The sequence below is a fragment of the Escherichia sp. E2748 genome (genome assembly GCF_005781125.1).
Classification (GTDB): Bacteria; Pseudomonadota; Gammaproteobacteria; order Enterobacterales; family Enterobacteriaceae; genus Escherichia.
The window spans coordinates 138,138-159,145 of the sequence record NZ_VATP01000019.1 but is presented as its reverse complement, the minus strand read 5'-3'; the positions used below and the strand labels follow the sequence as shown (position 1 = coordinate 159,145).

The 21,008-nt window shown below is 50.4% G+C and carries 16 protein-coding genes; 5 read left to right on the top strand and 11 right to left on the bottom strand.

Features of this window, described 5'->3' with window-relative positions:
- Window positions 1-50 precede the first annotated feature (50 nt).
- Window positions 51-386, bottom strand: a complete 336-nt coding sequence (locus tag FEK42_RS15770; RefSeq protein ID WP_001300891.1) for a zinc ribbon domain-containing protein YjdM — start codon at window positions 384-386, stop codon at window positions 51-53.
- A gap of 397 nt (window positions 387-783) precedes the next feature.
- Between FEK42_RS15770 and crfC the strand changes: the two genes are divergently transcribed.
- From crfC to pmrR, 4 genes are all read left to right on the top strand, one after another.
- A complete protein-coding gene (gene crfC / locus FEK42_RS15765; protein ID WP_138211886.1) occupies window positions 784-3,015 on the top strand; it encodes a clamp-binding protein CrfC in 2,232 nt (743 codons plus the stop codon).
- A complete protein-coding gene (locus FEK42_RS15760) occupies window positions 3,012-3,890 on the top strand; it encodes a diguanylate cyclase regulator RdcB family protein (RefSeq protein WP_135493275.1) in 879 nt (292 codons plus the stop codon). Before crfC ends, FEK42_RS15760 begins: the two co-directional genes overlap by 4 nt.
- 262 nt (window positions 3,891-4,152) lie before the next feature.
- Window positions 4,153-5,655: a glycine betaine/L-proline transporter ProP gene (gene proP / locus FEK42_RS15755; protein WP_130205905.1), complete on the top strand. Its 1,503-nt coding sequence runs from the start codon at window positions 4,153-4,155 to the stop codon at window positions 5,653-5,655.
- 114 nt (window positions 5,656-5,769) lie between these two features.
- A complete protein-coding gene (gene pmrR / locus FEK42_RS15750; RefSeq protein WP_074399408.1) occupies window positions 5,770-5,859 on the top strand; it encodes an LpxT activity modulator PmrR in 90 nt (29 codons plus the stop codon).
- On the opposite strand, the gene pmrB is transcribed toward pmrR, so the two are convergent.
- The 7 genes from pmrB to melR all read right to left on the bottom strand — a co-directional run bounded on the left by pmrB (window position 5,835) and on the right by melR (window position 15,292).
- Complete coding sequence (gene pmrB / locus FEK42_RS15745) at window positions 5,835-6,935, bottom strand: two-component system sensor histidine kinase PmrB (RefSeq protein ID WP_165383162.1); 1,101 nt, start codon at window positions 6,933-6,935, stop codon at window positions 5,835-5,837. The genes pmrR and pmrB overlap by 25 nt on opposite strands.
- The gene (gene basR / locus FEK42_RS15740; RefSeq protein ID WP_130259495.1) at window positions 6,936-7,604 is read right to left on the bottom strand and encodes a two-component system response regulator BasR; all 669 of its coding nucleotides are present in this window, start codon (window positions 7,602-7,604) and stop codon (window positions 6,936-6,938) included.
- Entirely contained in the window at window positions 7,601-9,244 is a 1,644-nt protein-coding gene (gene eptA / locus FEK42_RS15735) for a phosphoethanolamine transferase EptA (protein WP_130205909.1), read from the bottom strand. The genes basR and eptA overlap by 4 nt, the downstream gene beginning before the upstream one ends.
- Before the next feature lie 104 nt (window positions 9,245-9,348).
- Window positions 9,349-10,686 (bottom strand): arginine/agmatine antiporter, encoded by a 1,338-nt coding sequence (gene adiC, locus FEK42_RS15730; protein ID WP_130259497.1) that lies wholly within the window; start codon window positions 10,684-10,686, stop codon window positions 9,349-9,351.
- A 136-nt stretch (window positions 10,687-10,822) separates the two neighbouring features.
- Complete coding sequence (gene adiY / locus FEK42_RS15725; protein WP_130221796.1) at window positions 10,823-11,584, bottom strand: DNA-binding transcriptional activator AdiY; 762 nt, start codon at window positions 11,582-11,584, stop codon at window positions 10,823-10,825.
- A gap of 333 nt (window positions 11,585-11,917) precedes the next feature.
- Window positions 11,918-14,185 (bottom strand): arginine decarboxylase, encoded by a 2,268-nt coding sequence (gene adiA / locus FEK42_RS15720; protein ID WP_130206100.1) that lies wholly within the window; start codon window positions 14,183-14,185, stop codon window positions 11,918-11,920.
- Window positions 14,186-14,383: 198 nt separating this feature from the next.
- Window positions 14,384-15,292: a transcriptional regulator MelR gene (melR, locus tag FEK42_RS15715; RefSeq protein ID WP_131161355.1), complete on the bottom strand. Its 909-nt coding sequence runs from the start codon at window positions 15,290-15,292 to the stop codon at window positions 14,384-14,386.
- A gap of 282 nt (window positions 15,293-15,574) precedes the next feature.
- Between melR and melA the strand changes: the two genes are divergently transcribed.
- Window positions 15,575-16,930, top strand: a complete 1,356-nt coding sequence (gene melA, locus FEK42_RS15710; RefSeq protein ID WP_135493276.1) for an alpha-galactosidase — start codon at window positions 15,575-15,577, stop codon at window positions 16,928-16,930.
- Here melA and FEK42_RS15705 read toward each other — a convergent pair.
- The 3 genes from FEK42_RS15705 to dcuB all read right to left on the bottom strand — a co-directional run bounded on the left by FEK42_RS15705 (window position 16,927) and on the right by dcuB (window position 20,764).
- Window positions 16,927-17,577: a DUF2238 domain-containing protein gene (locus FEK42_RS15705; protein WP_135493277.1), complete on the bottom strand. Its 651-nt coding sequence runs from the start codon at window positions 17,575-17,577 to the stop codon at window positions 16,927-16,929. The two genes, melA and FEK42_RS15705, sit on opposite strands and share 4 nt — an antisense overlap.
- Before the next feature lie 122 nt (window positions 17,578-17,699).
- Window positions 17,700-19,346 (bottom strand): class I fumarate hydratase, encoded by a 1,647-nt coding sequence (gene fumB, locus FEK42_RS15700; protein WP_135493278.1) that lies wholly within the window; start codon window positions 19,344-19,346, stop codon window positions 17,700-17,702.
- A 77-nt stretch (window positions 19,347-19,423) separates the two neighbouring features.
- Window positions 19,424-20,764: an anaerobic C4-dicarboxylate transporter DcuB gene (gene dcuB / locus FEK42_RS15695; RefSeq protein WP_000899528.1), complete on the bottom strand. Its 1,341-nt coding sequence runs from the start codon at window positions 20,762-20,764 to the stop codon at window positions 19,424-19,426.
- Window positions 20,765-21,008: the final 244 nt, after the last annotated feature.

Below are 21,008 nucleotides of genomic sequence, written 5' to 3'. Positions count from 1 at the left end.
GCCTTATCCGGCCTACCGATCATGTGCCAACATTACATTGAGCAATACAATCAGTTCTTTTTCACGAACTCAGATTTCAGTTTCATCGGACCAAAACCGTCGATTTTGCAATCGATGTTATGGTCGCCTTCAACCAGGCGGATGTTTTTCACTTTGGTGCCAATTTTCAGCATCGAAGAGCTACCTTTCACCTTCAGATCTTTAATGATGGTAACGCTGTCGCCGTCAGCCAGCAGGTTGCCGTTAGCATCTTTAACGATCAGCTCGTCACTTTCCTGTGCAGGTTCTGCGTCGTTCCATTCGTAGGCGCATTCCGGGCAGATATACATGCCGTTATCTTCGTAAGTGTATTCGGAGTTGCATTTTGGGCAGTGTGGTAATGACATGTGGATTTCCTCAAAAGTCAGCGGGGCAAAAGCGCCAAAAAACGGCAGATTGCCGAAAAAGGCCGCAATTATACACAAAATCCCTGAGTTTGTCGGGGGTACTGCTGATTTTAGACGACGATCGTTTTCATTTGAAAGAGAAGGCAAAAAGAAAATAATCTTTTTGCCTCAGTTTATTATTTGAGATAAGGTTAACTTTATTCTTGTTCTTTTTTTTATTTAATTGTTTTTTATCTTTCTGACTTTTAAACGTGTCGGAAGAGACGTCGTCATTCTAATAAAAACAACAAATTAAATATAAATTATTTCCCGCAGTAATTATAAAAGCCGAAAACAGAACTAAAAAACGAACTGGCTAAATAAAAGTAATAAAATTTGCTTTAAGGAAGAACTTTCCATGTGCACACAGACAATATATGAGTTAAGTCAGGAGGCGGAACGTCTGTTACTGCTTTCCCGACAACAGTTGCAGTTACTGGAAAAAATGCCTCTCACTGTACCTGCTGGAGAAGTGGCGCCGCCTCTGACTTTACCCTGGAGTCAGCATAATATCGTCGAGCGCCACGCGATGCTGAATAATGAGCTGCGTAAAATTTCCCGTCTGGAAATGGTGCTGGCGATTGTCGGCACAATGAAAGCAGGGAAATCAACCACCATTAATGCCATTGTTGGCACTGAAGTTCTTCCTAATCGCAATCGCCCTATGACTGCGCTGCCAACGCTTATTCGCCATACTCCGGGGCAAAAAGAACCCGTGCTGCATTTTTCACATGTCGCGCCAATCGATTGTTTAATTCAACAATTACAACAACGCCTGCGTGATTGCGATATTAAGCATCTGACCGATCTGCTGGAAATAGATAAAGATATGCGTGCACTTATGCAGCGGATCGAAAATGGCGTCGCTTTCGAAAAATATTACCTGGGCGCCCAGCCTATTTTTCATTGTCTGAAAAGTTTGAATGATTTGGTGCGCATGGCGAAAGCGCTGGACGTTGATTTTCCTTTTTCTGCTTACGCCGCCATTGAACATATTCCGGTGATTGAAGTGGAGTTCGTCCATCTGGCGGGACTGGAAAGTTATCCGGGGCAGTTAACATTACTGGATACTCCCGGGCCAAACGAAGCCGGACAACCACATCTGCAAAAAATGCTTAATGAGCAGCTGGCGCACGCTTCTGCGGTGCTGGCAGTGATGGATTATACGCAACTGAAATCGATCTCCGATGAAGAGGTGCGCGCGGCGGTTATGGCCGTCGGCAAGTCAGTACCGCTGTATGTATTGGTCAATAAATTCGATCAGCAGGATCGTAACAGCGACGATGCCGAACAGGTGCGGGCGCTGATTTCCGGGACGTTGATGAAAGGCTGTGTTACGCCAGGGCAGATATTTCCGGTATCGTCGATGTGGGGCTATCTGGCGAATCGGGCGCGCCATGAGTTAGCCAGCAGCGGCAGGTTGCCCGATCCTCAACAGCAACGCTGGGTGGAGGATTTTGCTCATGCGGCGCTCGGCAGGCGCTGGTGTAACGCGGATCTGGAGGATATCGACCATATTCGCCATGCAGTTGAGCAATTGTGGGAAGACTCGTTATTTGAACAGCCGGTGCAGGCGTTGCTTCATGCCGCGTATGCCAACGCGTCGTTGTACGCTCTGCGTTCTGCCTCGCATAAATTGTTGAATTACGCCCAGCAGGCGCGGGAGTACCTTGATTTTCGCGCCCACGGCCTGACTGTCGCCTGCGAGCTATTGCGGCAAAATATCCACCAACTCGAAGAAAATTTGCAGCTATTGCAACTCAATCAGACGCAGGTGAGCGGTGAGATTCAACATGAAATAGAGCTGGCCCTGACATCAGCCAACGACTTTTTGCGTCAGCAGCAAGAGCAGGTGAATGCCCAGTTAGCCGTGCTGTTTCAACATGATTCGTGGCCATTAAGCGAGATTCGTACTCGCTGCGAGACACTGTTACAGACGGCACAGACCCAAATCAGCCGGGATTTCACGCTGCGTTTTGCTGAACTGGAATCAACCCTTTGCCGGGTACTAACCGATGTTATTCGTCCCATTGAACAACGGGTTAAAGTGGCATTGAGTGAGTCTGGGTTTCGCCCTGGATTTGAGTTTCCTGTTTTTCGCAGCGTGGTTCCCCACTTCAATACTCGCCAGCTATTCAGCGATGCAATATCACTCCAGGAAATACCGGATGAGCAAGTCACCCGTTTAGGTGTTGTACGTGAGACTTTCTCGCGCTGGTTGAATCAACCAGACTGGGGACGGAGTAGTGATAAATCCCCGACGAAGACCGTTGATTACAGTGTGCTACAACGTACGTTAACCGAAGAAATTGACCTCTATTGCCAACAAATGGCTAAAGTTTTAGCGGTTCAGGTCGATGATTCTGTCACGGCAGGAATGAGCACATTTTTCGCTGATTTCGCTGTATGTTTGACGGAATTACACACGCGTTTACGCGAAAGTCTGGCTTTGCGACAGCAAAATGAATCCGTGGTGAAAATTATGCAGCAGCAATTGCAGCAGACTGCAACAACGCACGGCTGGATTTATACGGACTCTCAGTTGTTACGCGATGATATTCAAACTCTTTTCACGGCAGAACAGTATTGACAAAGACGTTACTGGACGGCCCCGGTCGTGTGCTGGAGTCGATTCATCCCCGCTTTTTAGTGGATCTGGCGCTGGGCGATGATACCCGCCATCCGCAAGCCCATCAGCAGCAGTTTCGTGAACGACTGATGCAGGAGATCCTTGCTCGCACACAGCTTCAGACGTGGGCGAATGCCGGAATGTTAAATGCGCCGCTTAGTCTACGCCTGGCATTGGTGGAAAAACTGGCGGCAATGCTTGACCCCGGTCATCTGGCGTTGACACAGATCGCACAATATCTGGCGTTACTGCAAAAAAGGGATCTCCGCCCACAATCCGCTTTCCCGGAACTCCAGCAGCAAATTACCGCTTTATATGAGTGGTTTTCAGCCCGTTGTCACTGGAAGGAAAAAGCCTTAACGCAACGAGGGTTGCTGGTGCAGGCGGGCGAACAGAGCGAGCAAATTTTTACTCGCTGGCGTGCCGGTGCGTATGACAGTTGGTCGCTGCCTGGACGTGGTTTCATCGTTCTGGAAGAACTGCGTTGGGGGGCGTTTGGCGATGCCTGCCGTCTGGGAAGTCCGCAAGCGGCAGCGTTGTTGCTTGATGATTTGCGCGTGAAAGCGACGCAATATCTGGCTGAAAGTATCAACGCGGCACCGACTACTCGTCATTATTACCACCAATGGTTCACATCACCCACAGCTCTAAGCGGTGGTGATCATGCTGACTTTTTAGGTTGGTTGGGTAAGTGGTCCGATGCAGATAAACAGCCCGTTTGCTGGTCGGTGACCCAACGTTGGCAAACTGTCGCGGTAGGGATGCCACGGCTCTGTTCAGCACAACGCCTGGTGGAGGCCATGGTCGAGGAAATCTTCTCTGTAAATTGCGTGTAAATAATCAGTTACATTGGTGAGTGTTTAACGAAATCCATATGTGAAGTTGATCACAAATTTAAACGCTGGTAGGGTAAAAAGGTCATTAACTGCCCAATTCAGGCGTCAACTGGTTTGGTTGTACAATTCTTAATCGGAACGTGTAAGTAAACCCGCTACGCTTGTTACAGAGATTGCACCCTGCAATTCCCGCTTCCCTTTTGCGGGCGCCACGTTATTTGCCTGACGTGTGCGGAAATGGGCTTACTCTGCGAGGAAAGCTATGCTGAAAAGGAAAAAAGTAAAACCGATTACCCTTCGTGACGTCACTATTATTGATGACGGTAAACTGCGCAAAGCCATTACCGCAGCATCGCTGGGTAATGCAATGGAATGGTTCGATTTTGGTGTTTATGGTTTTGTTGCCTACGCATTAGGTAAGGTCTTTTTCCCGGGGGCTGACCCCAGCGTGCAGATGGTTGCTGCACTTGCCACCTTCTCCGTTCCCTTTCTGATTCGACCGCTTGGCGGGCTCTTCTTCGGTATGTTGGGCGATAAATATGGTCGCCAGAAGATCCTTGCGATCACCATTGTGATTATGTCGATCAGTACGTTCTGTATTGGCTTAATACCGTCCTACGCCTCTATTGGTATTTGGGCACCGATTCTGTTGTTGATCTGTAAGATGGCGCAAGGATTCTCGGTAGGGGGCGAATATACCGGGGCGTCGATATTTGTTGCGGAATACTCCCCTGACCGTAAACGCGGCTTTATGGGCAGTTGGCTGGATTTCGGTTCTATTGCCGGGTTTGTGCTGGGTGCGGGCGTGGTGGTGTTAATTTCGACCATCGTCGGTGAAGAAAACTTCCTCGACTGGGGCTGGCGTATTCCGTTCTTTATCGCTCTGCCTTTAGGGATTATCGGGCTTTACTTGCGCCATGCGCTGGAAGAGACGCCAGCTTTCCAGCAACATGTTGAGAAACTGGAGCAGGGCGACCGGGAAGGTTTGCAGGATGGTCCGAAAGTCTCGTTTAAAGAGATTGCCACCAAACACTGGCGCAGTTTGTTGACGTGTATTGGCCTGGTGATTGCCACCAACGTCACTTACTACATGCTGCTGACCTATATGCCGAGTTATTTGTCGCATAACCTGCACTACTCCGAAGACCACGGAGTGCTGATTATTATCGCCATTATGATTGGTATGCTGTTTGTGCAACCGGTGATGGGGCTGCTTAGTGACCGTTTTGGCCGTCGTCCGTTTGTGATCCTCGGCAGTGTTGCGCTGTTTGCGCTGGCGATCCCGGCGTTCATCCTGATTAACAGTAATATCATCGGCCTGATTTTCGCCGGGTTGTTGATGCTGGCAGTGATCCTTAACTGCTTTACGGGTGTTATGGCCTCAACGCTGCCAGCGATGTTCCCGACGCATATCCGTTACAGTGCACTGGCGGCGGCATTTAATATTTCGGTGCTGATTGCTGGTCTGACGCCAACACTGGCGGCCTGGCTGGTCGAAAGCTCGCAGAATCTGATGATGCCTGCCTATTACCTGATGGTCGTGGCGGTGGTTGGTTTAATCACCGGCGTAACCATGAAAGAGACGGCGAATCAGCCATTGAAAGGTGCGACGCCAGCGGCGTCAGATTTACAGGAAGCGAAGGAAATTCTTGTTGAGCATTACGATAATATTGAGCAAAAAATCGAGGATATTGACCACGAGATTGCCGATTTGCAGGCGAAACGTTCTCGCCTGGTGCAGCAACATCCGCGTATTGATGAGTAATCTGAAATGGATGGCCTGATGCGACGCTGTCTTATCAGGCTTACAACCGAACTCTTAAGGTTCACTTAATCTCTGGCGCGCATACTCTCCTCCAGGTTAACGGAGGAGAGTGCAATGAAAAACCGTATTTATGAACGTTTAACTACCGTGTTCAGCGTGCTGGTAGTCAGCAGCTTTCTCTATATCTGGTTTGCCACGTACTGATCTTTCTTCAGCCGTACCCAGGCACGCGTGCCGGAGGTTTCTTCCCGGTTTTGCAGGAAAAACTGCCCGTGATGCAACTGCGTGATGCGGCTGACAATACTTAATCCCAGACCAATTCCGCCATAACGGCTGTCCATTCGTACAAACGCTTTGCTTAACTCCCCGCATTTACTCTCATCAATACCTGGCCCTTCATCTTCAACCGCCATTACCGCACCGCCATCTTCTTGCAGCTTAATCATAATGTTGCTGCCTTGTGGGCTGTAACGATGGGCGTTTTCTACCAGGTTTCGCAATAACATCCGCAGCAGGGTTGCATCACCCTGAACGGTGATGTCGGCGGCGCTCTCTGGCAACAGCAAGGTTTGCTGACGCTGGTCGAGCATGGTACTTAACTCGTCATACGAGGGCAGAATCACATCTTCCAGCAGTTTTACATGCTGATAATTACCGGATGAAAATGACTGACCCGCACGCGCCAGTTGTAACAACTGGGAGACGCTCTCCATCATCTGATCAAGCCGCGCCACTAACGGCGCTACATCAATGTGATGCGTTTTCGCCAGCAACTCCAGATGCAAACGTACCCCCGCCAGCGGCGTTCGCAGTTCGTGAGCGACGTCAGCGGTAAACAAGCGTTCGTTATCCAGCGTGCTGGTCAGGCGAGATACCAGATCGTTCAAAGCCGAAACCACCGATTCGATTTCGAGGGTGGCACTGTGAATGGCAATGGGCGTTAAGTTGTCGGCGGTGCGCGCTTCCAGCTCTTTTTGCAACTCCGCCAGCGGACGGGTGATGCGCCGTACCGCTTGATAGCAGATAAATAGCGTCAGGCTGACCATAAACACGCCGGGGACAATCAGGCTGGCGACCGCCTCGCGGATCTCACGCATGATGTGGCGATCGTTGTTGCGATTGTCGCGTAACGCCTGCTCAAATAGCTGAATCTGCTCGGTACTTTCATGCCATAGCCAGAAGACGCTGATCAGCTCAAACACCAGCAAAATGGCCCCGATGGTCAATATTAGCCGCTGGCGTAGCGATATTGGACGACGCAGAAAACGCATCAGATTCAATTAGTTCTCCTCATTTACGACCAGCATATAGCCAAAACCGCGTACGGTACGGATGCGCGACTTACCCACTTTATCGCGCAGGTTGTGGATATGCACTTCCAGGGTGTTAGTCGCGGGTTCGTTGTCCCAGTTATAGATGTCGTTGTAGAGAATTTCCCGATGCACGGGGCTGCCTGCCTTGAGCATCAACCGTGACAGCAGAGCATATTCTTTCGGCGTCAGAATCAGTTCTTCACCGCCCATCCATACCTGACGGCGACCCATATTCAGCGTCAGGTTGCCAACAATCAACTCGCTTTCGCCCTGATTATTATGGCGTCGCAGCAGGGCGCGAATGCGGGCGTGTAACTCTTCCAGCGCAAAAGGCTTCACCAGATAGTCGTCAGCCCCGACATCCAGCCCGGCGATTTTGTCGGTCAGAGTGTCGCGGGCGGTGAGGATCAGCACCGGCAGGGTGTATTTTTTCTGCCGGATGCGGGCGAGAAAATGCAGCCCGTCTTCGTCAGGTAAACCTAAATCCAGCACCACCAGACTGTAATGACCAGCTTCCAGGCTTTGTTCCGCCATCCGTGCGGTTGTGACGCCATCACAGGCGTAGCCTTCCGTTTGCGCCGCCAGAATCAATCCCTGCAATAACAGTGTATCGTCTTCAACAATTAGAATTTTCATTCAGTCGTTCTCCTGCAAGTTTGCAGAATATCATCCGCAGCCTGGTAATACTTCGTCTCAACACCGGTTAATCCCAACAGCGTTGAGAATAAATTGTCTTGTGAATAGTGCTGCGTTTGCGCCTGTTTTTGCAGGCAATTCTGGTCAACCTGATACCGCTTTTGATAATCCTCCGACAGCCACAGCAGCATTGGCACCTGTTTTTGGCTATCCGGGGCGATGGCATAAGGCAGGCCGTGCAGATAGATGCCATTTTCACCTAACGATTCACCGTGATCAGAAAGATAAACCAGGCTGGTGGTAAATTTATCCTGATGTTCTTTCAGCAGATTAATCGCTTTATCAACAATATAGTCGACGTAGACCAGCGTGTTGTCGTAAGTGTTCACCAGTTGTTCTTTCGTGCAGGTTTGGATCTCGTTGGTGTCGCAAGTAGGGGTAAATTTCCTGAACTGCGGCGGATAACGGTTGTAATAGGTCGGGCCGTGGCTGCCGATGGTGTGTAATACAATCACGCCATCTCCCTGCAGGTTATTGATGTACTCTTCCAGCCCGTGGAACAGCACTTCGTCATAGCATTCGCCGTTGATGCACTGACCAGGCAAGTTCAGCGCAGTGACGTTCTGGTGAGGCACGCGGTCGCAGACGCCTTTACAGCCGCCATCGTTGTCATTCCAAAGCACGTTGATACCCGCCCGCTGAATGATATCCAGCACGCCTTCCTGGTGTTGTGCCAGCTCTTCTTTGTAATGCTCGCGCGGCATATCCGAGAACATGCACGGTACAGAAACAGCCGTTGCTGTGCCGCAAGACGCAGTATTTGGGAAATAGACCACGTTATCTTTCGCCAGCCGCGGGTTAGTTTCACGCGGGTAGCCGTTGAGCGAGAAGTTTTCCGCCCGTGAAGTTTCACCGACGATCAAAATGGTCAGGTTTTTCCGATCTCCATTTTGCATTAACGGGTTGCGGCGAGCATCCTCACCAATACGTACCAGCGGCAGATTCGCCAGTCGTTGATGAGAATACCATGACCAGCTGGCAACAATGCTGTTAGAGGGGCTTAAGGATTTCACCAGCTCTTTGTTGTTGCGAAACAGCGAGGCGTAGTCTTTATAAAACAGTGCGGCGACCAGCACAATCAGCAGTATAGAAATCAGGATGCTGGCTCCGCGGAAAAGAACACTGCGCAGGCGCGAGGTGGCAGGTTTGATTTTTATCCAGCAGGCAATCAGCGCGGCAAGTACGCCGCTTAACCCTAGCGTTAATAACATCCGCGGCGTCATCAACGCATAACTTTCCGCCGCTGTGGTATCCATAATATTGGCAATCATTGAACGGTCGATGACGATGCCATAAGTCATGATGAAATATTGCGCTGATGCGCCGACAAGAATAAACAGACATGCCAGCGGGCGATTAAGCCATAAGAAAGAGCTTAGTGTCAGGACAATATTAATCACGCTGAAGGCGACGACCGGCATCGACAAGAAAACCAGCACGTTATGCAGTGAATCCAGCGGTAACGCCTGTAATACCTGTTTAAAAAAGGCAATATTCAGGCAGATAGAGATATAAAAAGAGGCCAGCAATAGCCAGGCGAGTAAATTCAAAGAGGGTCTTTTTAGAAGGCGCTTCAACATCACGGTGTTTCCATCGAACAAAGTGCGCATATGTTCGCAAAGCAAAGTTAAGCCAACCTTAAGTTCTTAAGGTTGGCTTATGCGTTTGCTGGATTAAGAGAGGCTTAATCTTTACTGGTCGGTGCATCTAAAGGATAGGGGTTTTTATGCATCCGGTTGTAGTTCAGCGTGTACATGGCAGTGATCACCATCAGAGTGACGAATGACCACATGACCTCTTTTGCGCCAGAACCGACCACCGCCCAGATACAGTAAAGGAAGGCGATAGTCGTGATGGTCACATACGCCGGACGCGTTTTGCCAAAGTGACCGTGACCTAAAAGCAGTAAAGCGGCACAGGTGTAAAGATAAGGCACGAGGGTAAAGATTACCGATACGGAGGACACCAGACCAAACTCTTTGGTGGCGTTTGGCGAGATGCTACTGAACTGGAAGATAGTCATCAGAATACCAACGATAATCAACCCGGCAACCGGAGTACCCGCTTTGTTAACGCGGGCAAAAATGGGGGGGAACAGGCCGTCATCGGCAGCCGCTTTCGCCGTTTGCCCGGCCAGTAGTGTCCAGCCGCCCAGCGAGCCTAAGCAACCTGCCGCTGCGCAGAAGGAGACAATGGCCCCAGCGGTATCACCCAGCGCCATCCGCGCCGCATCGCCAAAAGGTGAGGCGGAAACGCGCAGCGCGGCATTAGGGATCATCCCCATAATTGCCGTGGTCGAGAGTACATAGCAGACGGCGGCAATCAACACCCCGCCAATGGTGGCGATAGGCACGTTGCGTTTCGGGTTTTTCACTACGCCCGCCGCAACGGAAGCACTTTCTACCCCGATAAACGACCACAACGTGACGTTTAAGGTACTTTGAATCGCACCGAAAGTACCCTGACCACTCACGTTCCAGGCTGCCATATACGTTTCACTGTGGAACCAGAACCAGCCGAATACTGCAATTCCGACAATGGGGATCAGCGCCAGCACAGTGGCGACAGCCTGCACGCGGGTGATCATTTTTGGACCGACGATATTAAGCAGAACGAAGATCCACAGCACCACCACACAGGTGATGGTTAATACCAACGGATCTTTGAGGATAGGGAAGAAGTAGCTTAAATACCCCACGCCAATGACCACCATGGCAATATTGCCGATCCAGCAGGCCAGCCAGTAGAGAACGTTTGTTTGATACCCGAGGAAAGGGCCAAAGCAGCGGCGCGCGTAGGCATATGAACCGCCAGGGCTGGGATCAAGGAAAGACATTTTGGCGTAGACCATCGACAAAGCCAGCGCACCGATAATCGTCACCAACCAACCATATATGGCTATCCCGCCTGTCGAGGCCAGGTTTGCAGGTAACAGAAAAACACCTGACCCCATAATATTCCCCGACACCATCAGGGTGACGGGGATTAAGCCCACTTTGTGAGCGTCAGCATCCGAAGACATAATTAAACTCCTGCGAAGGCGAGCTTCGTGACAATAAATTACGTCATATCATACGCCTACACTCGCGCGTTGAATTATCCTCAACCGGGTTATCGCTGATGCTGTTATTAATATAGCTCTTCGTTCAGGTTATAAATCAGGCGACAGAACGTTCTCTGTGCTGACTAACATAATGGAGAGGCGTCATACCATAGAAGTCTTTAAATACAGATATAAAATAGGAAGTGCTGTTGTAGCCGCAGGATTGTGATACCTGTGAGATATTTTTGCCGTCCATCATTAATTCATTTACGGCATAACGCATACGGCAGGTGGTGATTATTTGGCTATAACTGGTGTTTTCACTTTTCAGTTTTTTCTTTAACAGGCTGGGGCTTAGACATAAACAGCTGGCTACCATACTAAGATTCCAGTCTTTATGAATATCGCTTTCAATTATTTGATAAACGCTATCACTTACACAATTACGTAACATATACATCATAAGAGAAAGGAATTTTTTACTGTCGAGAAAGCGTGATAGCACAGTGAATAATAATGCACGAGTGCGTTCTTTTTCTGACTCTGTTTCAGCGGGCATCATGCTATGTTGAGCAGCGACGCGAAAGAGGTCCAGTGTCAGGCATGGTAAGGCCAGGACTGGGGTGGCGCTTCGTTGCCAGACGGGTATTTTTGAGAGATCTTTATTCAGAAAACGGAGGTAATCTTTGATGATGTTATGACTAATATGCGCAACCAAAGTGTTATTAAGTGAGGAGACATCAATAATATTATTTTCACAACTTAATAACGCCATGTGGTTAGCCTTCAGGCTTATAGGTTCTTTCCCATTCACCCTTAACCAGACATCTTTTTCAGTCAATAAAACAATACAAGGTTGGTCGCTGCAAATCCTCATACATGTACTCCTGAATGCAAATAAAAGACCCGTTTTCGCCAGGAAGAGCGATACGGGGAAATGGTTATATAATTGTATGACGAATCAAAACATGCATAAAAATAACGTGTTTTACTAATATTACAAATTTTTATAGTAATTTCTCATGTACAAAAAATTTTACATGCTGAAAAAGTGTAAATAACAGGCAAAAAAAAGCGCGGGGTGGGGCCGCGCAAAAAGTATGACATTTTTGTTTGCAGCAATTTTTATGAAAACGTTGCCATACTCAAAAGGCCTCAGGCCAGGCGGCGTAATGTTATTTAAACAATTACGCCTTCAGCGGAATAGTGGTTACGCTTTCACACACATCACGTGGTAAATACCGTCAATAATTTCGGTACCTTCAGTTTCGTGTTCGAAACCAGGGAAATGATGATCCCAGGATTGTAGTGAGCGTAAATAGCTTACCTGCGGACTGTTTTTATCGCCGAAGTTTTCGCCAGAGAGCAGCATTGGGATTCCTGGCGGATACGGGATAACAGAGTTCGCCGCAATACGTCCCGGTAGGTTTTCAATGGATACCAGTTCGACGTTGTTATCGACAATTGCGTTGTAGGCTTCACGCGGGGTGATTTCAGCCACCGGCAGGCCAGAATAGGCTTCGTTCAACCGTGCGCCTGGGTTGTTTTCTTTCAGCCAGGCAAACATTTTGTCACCCAGATCGTGAATACCCATATTCGCGTAAGTGTCAGGATATTGTTCAGCAAGTTCCGGCATCACCTGTGCCAGCGGTGTATTAGCATCGTAGTGGCGTTTGAAAGAGCAAAGTGTGTTAACCAGAGTTCCCCATTTCCCTCGGGTTACGCCCATAGAGAACAGGAACATAATCTGGAAGTCAGTGGTGCGGGTTGGCACAATGCCGTGACGACCAAGCCAGGCGGTGACCAGTGCGGCAGGTACGCCAGTCTCTTCCAGTTCGCCGTCTTCTCCCATCCCCGGTGCGAGGATGCTGACTTTAATCGGGTCGAGCATGCTCCAGTTGTCCGGGATATCTTTAAAGCCGTGCCAGCTTTCGCCAGGGTGCATTACCCAGCAGTCCTGAACGGTGGTCAGCAGTTTGCTCGGCGCGTCGGCAAAGTCATAGGTTTTGCCAGTTTCCGGGTCGGTAACCACTTCTTTATTCCACGGTTTAAAGAACCAGTTTCCTTCGTCGGTAAATTCTTTATACAACCGCGCCATTGCCTGACGGAAATCGACCGCTTCGTCGATCACTTCCTGCGTCAGAGACTGGCCGCTGTTGCCGTCCATCATCGATACTGCCACATCGTTTGATGCGCAGATGGCATACAACGGGGAAGTGGTGGCATGCATCATATATGCCTGATTAAAGCGGGAGAAGTTGATCGCGCCACGGCCTTCACGCACATGAATGTAAGATGCCTGCGACAGCGCATTCAGCAGTTTGTGAGTGGAGTGGGTAGCAAAAACGGTTGGGCCGTTATGATCGCCCGGTTCACCGCGCATGGCATAGTGATCGGCATAGATCGGATTAAAGCGCGCATAGCCGTACCAGGCTTCGTCGAAGTGCAGACGATCGGAGGTTTTTTCCAGCAGATCCTGTGCTTCTTTGGCGTTGTAGCATACGCCGTCGTAGGTGCAGTTGGTTACCACGCAGTAAGAGGGTTTTTGCCCAACTTTATCTTTGGTCAGCGGGCTTTCGCTGATTTTCTTCTGTAAAGTTTCAGGCTGCATTTCCTGCGGGTAGATTGGCCCGATAATGCCGTAGCGGTTGCGGCTTGGCACCATGTAGACCGGTTTCGCGCCAGTCAGCATTAAGCCTTGTTCGATGGATTTGTGGCAGTTACGGTCAACGACCACCACATCGTTATCGGTCATGCAAGCCTGCATGATGGTGCGGTTAGAGCCGGAAGTCCCGACGACGACCGACCAGGAGCGATCGGCACCAAATACGCGCGCGGCATATTTTTCGCTTTCGCCAAATGCGCCAGTATGGTCGAGTAAAGAACCGAGGGAAGTTCTTTCGATGCCCATGTCGGTACGGAACAGATTTTCACCATAATAGTCATGGTAGAAACGCCCGGCTGGCGTTTTGGTGAAGCCAACGCCGCCCTGGTGGCCCGGTGCGGCCCAGGAATACTCGTGGATGTCGCTATATTTCATCAGCGCGCTGAACAGTGGCGGCAACAGTTGCTGACGATAGCGGGTCATCGCGGCAACGGCGCGTCCGGCGATAAAGTCGGCGGTATCTTCCAGAATCCAGGCGAATTCATCGACAAGCTCCAGCAGGTCGCGATCTATTGCGGCGAGGGCTTTTTCCCGATCGCCCAACAGGAAGACCGGCACATTTTGCTGGCGTTCGTGAAGCTTACCGATCAATTCTCTGACGTTTTGATGTTCGTCCGGATGTTCCATTTGATAGCTGAACATCAGACAATCAATGGCCTCATTTGAAGAGAGAATGGCAAAGCCGTCATCAAATGAGGTTGATTTAATGACAGTGACATTTTGCTGGCTTAAGGCATTCGCCAGACGCTCAACGGCGTTACCGACCCAGGTGTCCTGATGGAGAAACTCGCTTTCAACAATTAATACTTTCATCATTGCTTACCCGGTTATGAAGGAATCTTCGTTGCGGGCAAGTATCTTCTGGGTATTTCAGGCTGTAAAGCGAGTAAAAAACAGTCGCTTTTGTTTTTTTTATTTTTATAAACAAACAATTACATTGATTTCTAAAGTTGTTTTCACTGCTTATTATCGACAGCTAAACTATTTTTTTGGCTGATACTGATATCATCTTTATCCGGGAAGTGTCTGGCGGTGTTGTTGGCTAAGTTTGCGGTATTTTTGCGGCGACATGCCGACATATTTGCCGAACGTACTGTAAAAGCGACTGCTCGAACGAAAGCCTGCTGTCAGGGCAATATCGAGAATACTTTTATCGGTATCGCTCAGTAACGCGCGAACGTGGTTGATGCGCATCGCCGTAATGTACTGTTTCATCGTCAATTGCATGACCCGCTGGAAGATCCCCATCGCATAGTTGGCGTTAAGTTTGACGTGCTCGGCCACGTCGTTGATGGTTAGCGCTTGATCATAGTTTTCTGCAATAAAGCCCAACATCTGGCTGACATAAAACTGTGCATGACGCGAGACGCTGTTTTTGTGCGTACGCGAGGTTTTATTGACCAGAATCGGCTCCCAGCCAGAGAGGCTAAATCGCTTGAGCATCAGGCCAATTTCATCAATAGCGAGTTGGCGAATTTGCTCGTTTGGGCTGTTGAGCTCCTGCTGCCAGCGACGCACTTCAAACGGACTAAGCTGCTGTGACGCCAGTGATTTGATCACCATACCGTGAGTGACGTGGTTTATAAGGTCTTTATCCAGCGGCCAGGAGAGAAACAGATGCATCGGCAGATTAAAAATTGCCATGCTCTGACAGGTTCCGGTATCTGTTAGCTGATGTGGCGTACAGGCCCAGAACAGCGTGATATGCCCCTGGTTGATCTTCACTTTTTCATTGTTGATCAGGTATTCCACATCGCCATCGAAAGGCACATTCACTTCGACCTGACCATGCCAGTGGCTGGTGGGCATGATATGCGGTGCGCGAAACTCAATCTCCATTCGCTGATATTCTGAATACAGTGATAGCGGGCTGCGGGTCTGCTTTTCATCGCTGCTACACATAAAGTTATCAGTATTCATGGATGGCTCTCTTTCCTGGATTATCAGAATTATGACATGAGTGGGGGAGGATGACTGCGAATGGGAGCACGGTTTTCACCCTCTTCCCAGAGGGACGCGGGGAGCGTCCAAGGATAAGGAGGCCGAAATCTCTGCTTTTCAGCTAATTTATTCCCATAAACTCAGATTTACTGATACTTCACTCAGGATCTGAGTTTATGGGAATACTCGACGGGGAAGCCGGAAGTTTTCTGCGGTATCGCCTGCCATGATGAAGTTATTCAAGCAAGCCAGGAGATCTGCATGATGTCTGCACCCAAAATTACATTTATCGGCGCTGGTTCGACAATTTTCGTTAAAAATATTCTTGGTGATGTGTTTCACCGTGAGGCACTGAAAACGGCGCATATCGCTCTGATGGACATCGATCCCACACGGCTGGAAGAGTCACACATCGTGGTGCGCAAGCTGATGGATTCAGCAGGAGCCAGCGGCAAAATCACCTGCCACAGCGAACAGAAAGAAGCCTTACAGGGCGCCGATTTTGTGGTGGTGGCGTTTCAGATTGGCGGTTATGAACCCTGCACGGTGACTGATTTTGAGGTCTGTAAGCGCCACGGTCTGGAACAAACCATTGCCGATACGCTGGGGCCTGGCGGCATTATGCGTGCGCTACGTACCATTCCGCACTTGTGGCAGATTTGCGAGGACATGACGGAAGTTTGCCCCGATGCCACCATGCTCAATTACGTTAACCCGATGGCGATGAATACCTGGGCGATGTATGCCCGCTATCCGCATATCAAACAGGTGGGGCTGTGCCACTCGGTGCAGGGAACGGCGGAAGAGCTGGCCCGCGACCTGAATATCGATCCGTCCACGCTGCGTTATCGTTGCGCTGGTATCAACCATATGGCGTTCTACCTGGAGCTGGAGCGCAAAACCGCAGACGGCAGTTACGTGAATCTCTACCCGGAACTGCTGGCAGCGTATGACGCAGGCCAGGCACCGAAACCGAATATTCATGGCAATACTCGTTGCCAGAATATTGTGCGCTATGAAATGTTCAAAAAGCTGGGCTACTTCGTCACGGAGTCGTCAGAACATTTTGCCGAATATACGCCGTGGTTTATTAAGCCAGGTCGCGAGGATTTGATTGAGCGTTATAAAGTGCCGCTGGATGAGTACCCGAAACGCTGTGTTGAACAGTTGGCGAACTGGCATAAAGAGCTGGAGGAGTATAAGAACGCCTCCCGGATTGATATTAAACCGTCACGGGAATATGCCAGCACGATTATGAACGCTATCTGGACCGGTGAGCCGAGTGTGATTTACGGCAACGTCCGTAACGATGGTTTGATTGATAACCTGCCACAAGGATGCTGTGTGGAAGTGGCCTGTCTGGTTGACGCCAATGGTATTCAGCCAACCAAAGTTGGTGCACTGCCTTCGCATCTGGCCGCCCTGATGCAAACCAACATCAACGTACAGACGCTGCTGACCGAAGCCATTCTTACCGAAAATCGTGACCGTGTTTACCACGCCGCAATGATGGACCCGCACACCGCCGCCGTGCTGGGCATTGACGAAATTTATGCCCTGGTTGACGACCTGATTACCACTCACGGCGACTGGCTACCTGGCTGGTTGCACCGCTAAGGTGTAATCGCTTCCGGCGCTCTGGTGATTAAGCCATAGCGCCGTAACTGGCGACAGTGAAGGCGAGTGAGCAATATCACTGTCGTTAATGCGCCAAGCAACGCACAGAACATATCGGATTGCGTGTCCCACTGGTCGCCTTGCGTACCGAGAAAATCCTCCGCTCCCTGGCCCATCGCCAGCGCCGCCCACCACTCGATCAACTCATACATGGCGCTTATTGCCAGCGCTACGCAGCAGACCAGGAACGCCACCATTTTCCGTCCACGAACGTACATTCCGCGCACGAGAATTTCTCGTGCCACCAGTGCAGGCACCAGCCCCTGGAAAAAATGCCCCAGCTTGTCATACGGATTACGGCTCAACCCTAACCATTCCTGCACCTCAAAACCGATGGGAACTTTCGCGTAGGTGTACTGCCCGCCGACCATCAGGATGATGGCGTGAAAGAAAATGAGCGTATAGAGCAGCGGCGTTAACGGGTAACGTCTGGCGGTGGCAAGCAGTAGCGGCACGACAATAATCACCGGTGTTACTTCCATCAGCCAGGTGAGTTTGTCATGGGCCGAAATGCCGGTATAAATCAGGATTAACGTTAGCGCCAGTGCGCCGATGTTAAGAATTAACGGCTTGAGTGTGCGGGTCATGGTGAGTTCGCAAGTCAGGGAAAATACTGACTATTCACCAGCAAGCGTGAAATTACAATCGCAAAAGAGGTGGCCCAGGGGGATCACCTGGCAGCATGCTGCCAGGCGCTGGGCCGAAGAGGTTACTTAGTGCAGTTCGCGCACTGTTTGTTGACGATCTGCTGGAAGAAGTCGTTGCCTTTGTCATCGACCAGGATAAACGCCGGGAAATCTTCTACTTCGATTTTCCAGATAGCTTCCATACCCAGCTCCGGATAAGCAACGCATTCCAGATGCTTGATGCTCTGCTGTGCCAGTACCGCTGCCGGACCGCCGATGCTACCGAGGTAGAAGCCGCCGTGTTTATGACACGCGTCGGTAACCTGCTGACTGCGGTTACCTTTCGCCAGCATGATCATGCTGCCGCCGTGGGATTGCAGCAGATCCACGTAGGAGTCCATACGACCTGCGGTGGTTGGGCCAAGTGAACCTGATGGATAACCGGCAGGCGTTTTCGCCGGGCCCGCGTAGTAGATCGGGTGATCTTTGATGTACTGCGGCAGTTCTTTACCGGCGTCGATCAGCTCTTTCAGCTTGGCGTGTGCAATATCGCGACCCACGATAATGGTGCCGGTGAGCGACAAACGAGTGGAAACCGGATATTGCGAAAGCTGGGCGAGGATCTCTTTCATTGGGCGGTTGAGATCGACTTTCACCGCTTCGCCTTCACCCGCCTGGCGCAGTTCTTCCGGAATGTACTGGCCTGGGTTGTGTTCCAGTTTTTCGATCCAGATACCTTCGCGGTTAATTTTCGCTTTGATGTTACGGTCAGCGGAACAGGACACGCCCATACCGACCGGGCAGGAAGCGCCGTGACGCGGCAGGCGGATTACGCGGATATCGTGAGCAAAATATTTACCGCCAAATTGCGCGCCGAGGCCGAGTTTCTGGGCTTCTTCCAGCAGTTCCTGTTCCAGCTGGACATCGCGGAACGCCTGACCGTGTTCGTTCCCTTCGGTCGGCAGTTCATCGTAATAGTGAGCGCTTGCTAACTTGACGGTTTTCAGGTTGGTTTCCGCAGACGTGCCGCCAATCACAAACGCGATATGGTACGGCGGGCAGGCTGCGGTCCCGAGGGTGCGCATTTTCTCGACGAGGAAGTTTTTCAGTTTACCCGGAGTCAGCAGGGCTTTAGTTTCCTGATAGAGATACGTTTTGTTGGCAGAACCGCCGCCTTTGGCGATGCAGAGGAATTTATATTCATCGCCATCTACCGCGTACAGGTCGATTTGCGCAGGCAGGTTAGTGCCAGTGTTGACCTCTTTGTACATGTCCAGCGGCGCGTTCTGTGAATAGCGCAGGTTATCTTCGATATAGGTGTTATAGACGCCTTTCGACAGCGCTTCTTCATCACCACCGCCGGTCCATACGCGCTGACCTTTTTTACCAACAATGATCGCGGTGCCAGTATCCTGGCAGGTCGGCAGCACGCCTTTGGCGGCGATTTCGGAGTTTCTCAAGAATTGCAGCGCCACGTACTTATCGTTCTCGCTGGCTTCTGGGTCGTGAAGAATAGAAGCAACCTGTTTCTGGTGTGCTGGGCGGAGCATGAAAGAGGCGTCGTGGAAGGCTTGCTGCGCCAGCAGGGTCAGGGCTTCTGGTTCCACTTTCAGGGTGGTTTCGCCGTTGAATTCGGCAACGCTAACGTAATCGGAAGTGAGCAGATAGTATTCGGTGTTGTCTTTCCCCATCGGGAAAGGCGCCTGGTAGATAAATGGTTTGTTTGACATAGCTTCCAGCCTGTAACTCTGTATTTGTTATACGAAAATGGCGTGCCGCACAGCGACGGGCGGCACGCAAAGTGCATTTATAAGAACCCGTACATCGCGGCGAAGATCCAGCCAAAGACGCAAGATACGCTCACGCCAATCAACCCTGGCAGAATAAAGCTGTGGTTGATGACGAAGCGACCGATGTGGGTGGTGCCGGAACGGTCAAACTGAATCGCTGCCAGATCGCTCGGATAGGTCGGCAGGATATAATAACCGTAGCAAGCCGGTGCTGAAGCCACGATGTAAGCCGGGTCAACGCCAATCGCCAGTGCGACAGGAACAATCGCCGCCAGCGCCGCGGCCTGGGAGTTTACAAACTTGGAAACCAGCAGCAGAACAATGGCATAGGCCCACGGATACTCTTTCACCATTTCGCCCAGTACGCCCTGAATTTCAGACATATGCGCACCGAACATGGTTTCTGCCATCCATGCGATACCGTACACCGCCACGATGGCGATCATACCGGAACGGAATACTTCGTTTTTTGAGATAGACGCGGGATTGGTTTTGGTCAGGATAATAATCAGCGCCCCGGTCAGCAGCATAAACATCTGAATAACCAAGACCATCGACAGCGGTTTGCCGCCGAAGGACGGACGCAGGTCCGAATCAGCACCGAGAAGTGCGACCACGGCAATTGCCCCGAGGAAGATCCACATTGCCAGCCAGTTGCTTTTCGGCAGTTTTTTATCCAGCAGCGTCGCGGTGTCACCGTAAACGTACTCACGGTTTTCCGGTACGGAGATGAATTTCTGGAACTCTTCGTCTTTATCCAGATCTTTACCGCGGAACCAACTGAAAATACCGATCGCCAGGATACCGAGTAACGTCGATGGAATGGTGATTGCCAGCAGGTCGAGGAACTCAAGGTGACGACCATCAAAGGTAACGTTACCCAGCATCGCGACCAGTGACACTACCGCAACCGACACCGGACTGGCGATAATCCCCATCTGTGCACCGATAGAACTTGCCGCCATCGGACGTTCCGGACGGATATTGTTCTTAATTGCCACGTCGTAGATGATTGGCAGGATGGTGTAAACCACGTGACCTGTACCGCAAAGAATGGTCAGCGTACAGGTAACAAACGGCGCGACAATGGAGACATATTTCGGATTGCGGCGCAGCAGTTTCTCGGCAATTTGCAGCATGACGTCAAGGCCGCCCGAGGCTTGCAACGTGGCCGATGCCGCCACCACCGCGATGATAACCAGCATAACATCAACCGGTGGTTTACCTGGCTGAAGATGGAAGACGAATACCAGAATGACGAGGCCGATACCGCCTAATAGACCTAGCGCGATACCGCCCTTTCTGGCGCCATAGAACAGACATATCAATATTATGATAAGTTGGATAGTAAATAACATTTGTGAACCCTCGCGATAATCCCATTTAAATTTCTACTGAATAGAACGCAGTCTCGTTCTGTTTGTATGAACTTTTTTCAGAGCCTGACTAATATCCTTTTGGTCGTTACTGGCCTGAGTAATTACTTCACAGTGAATATTGGCTGATTCAGGCAGCAATAAATTAATACACTGTGATAAGCGACTTTTTCAGAGAAAAATACTCTCTGGCGATGGGGTTATAGTTTGTGCTGCGCAGATGTTA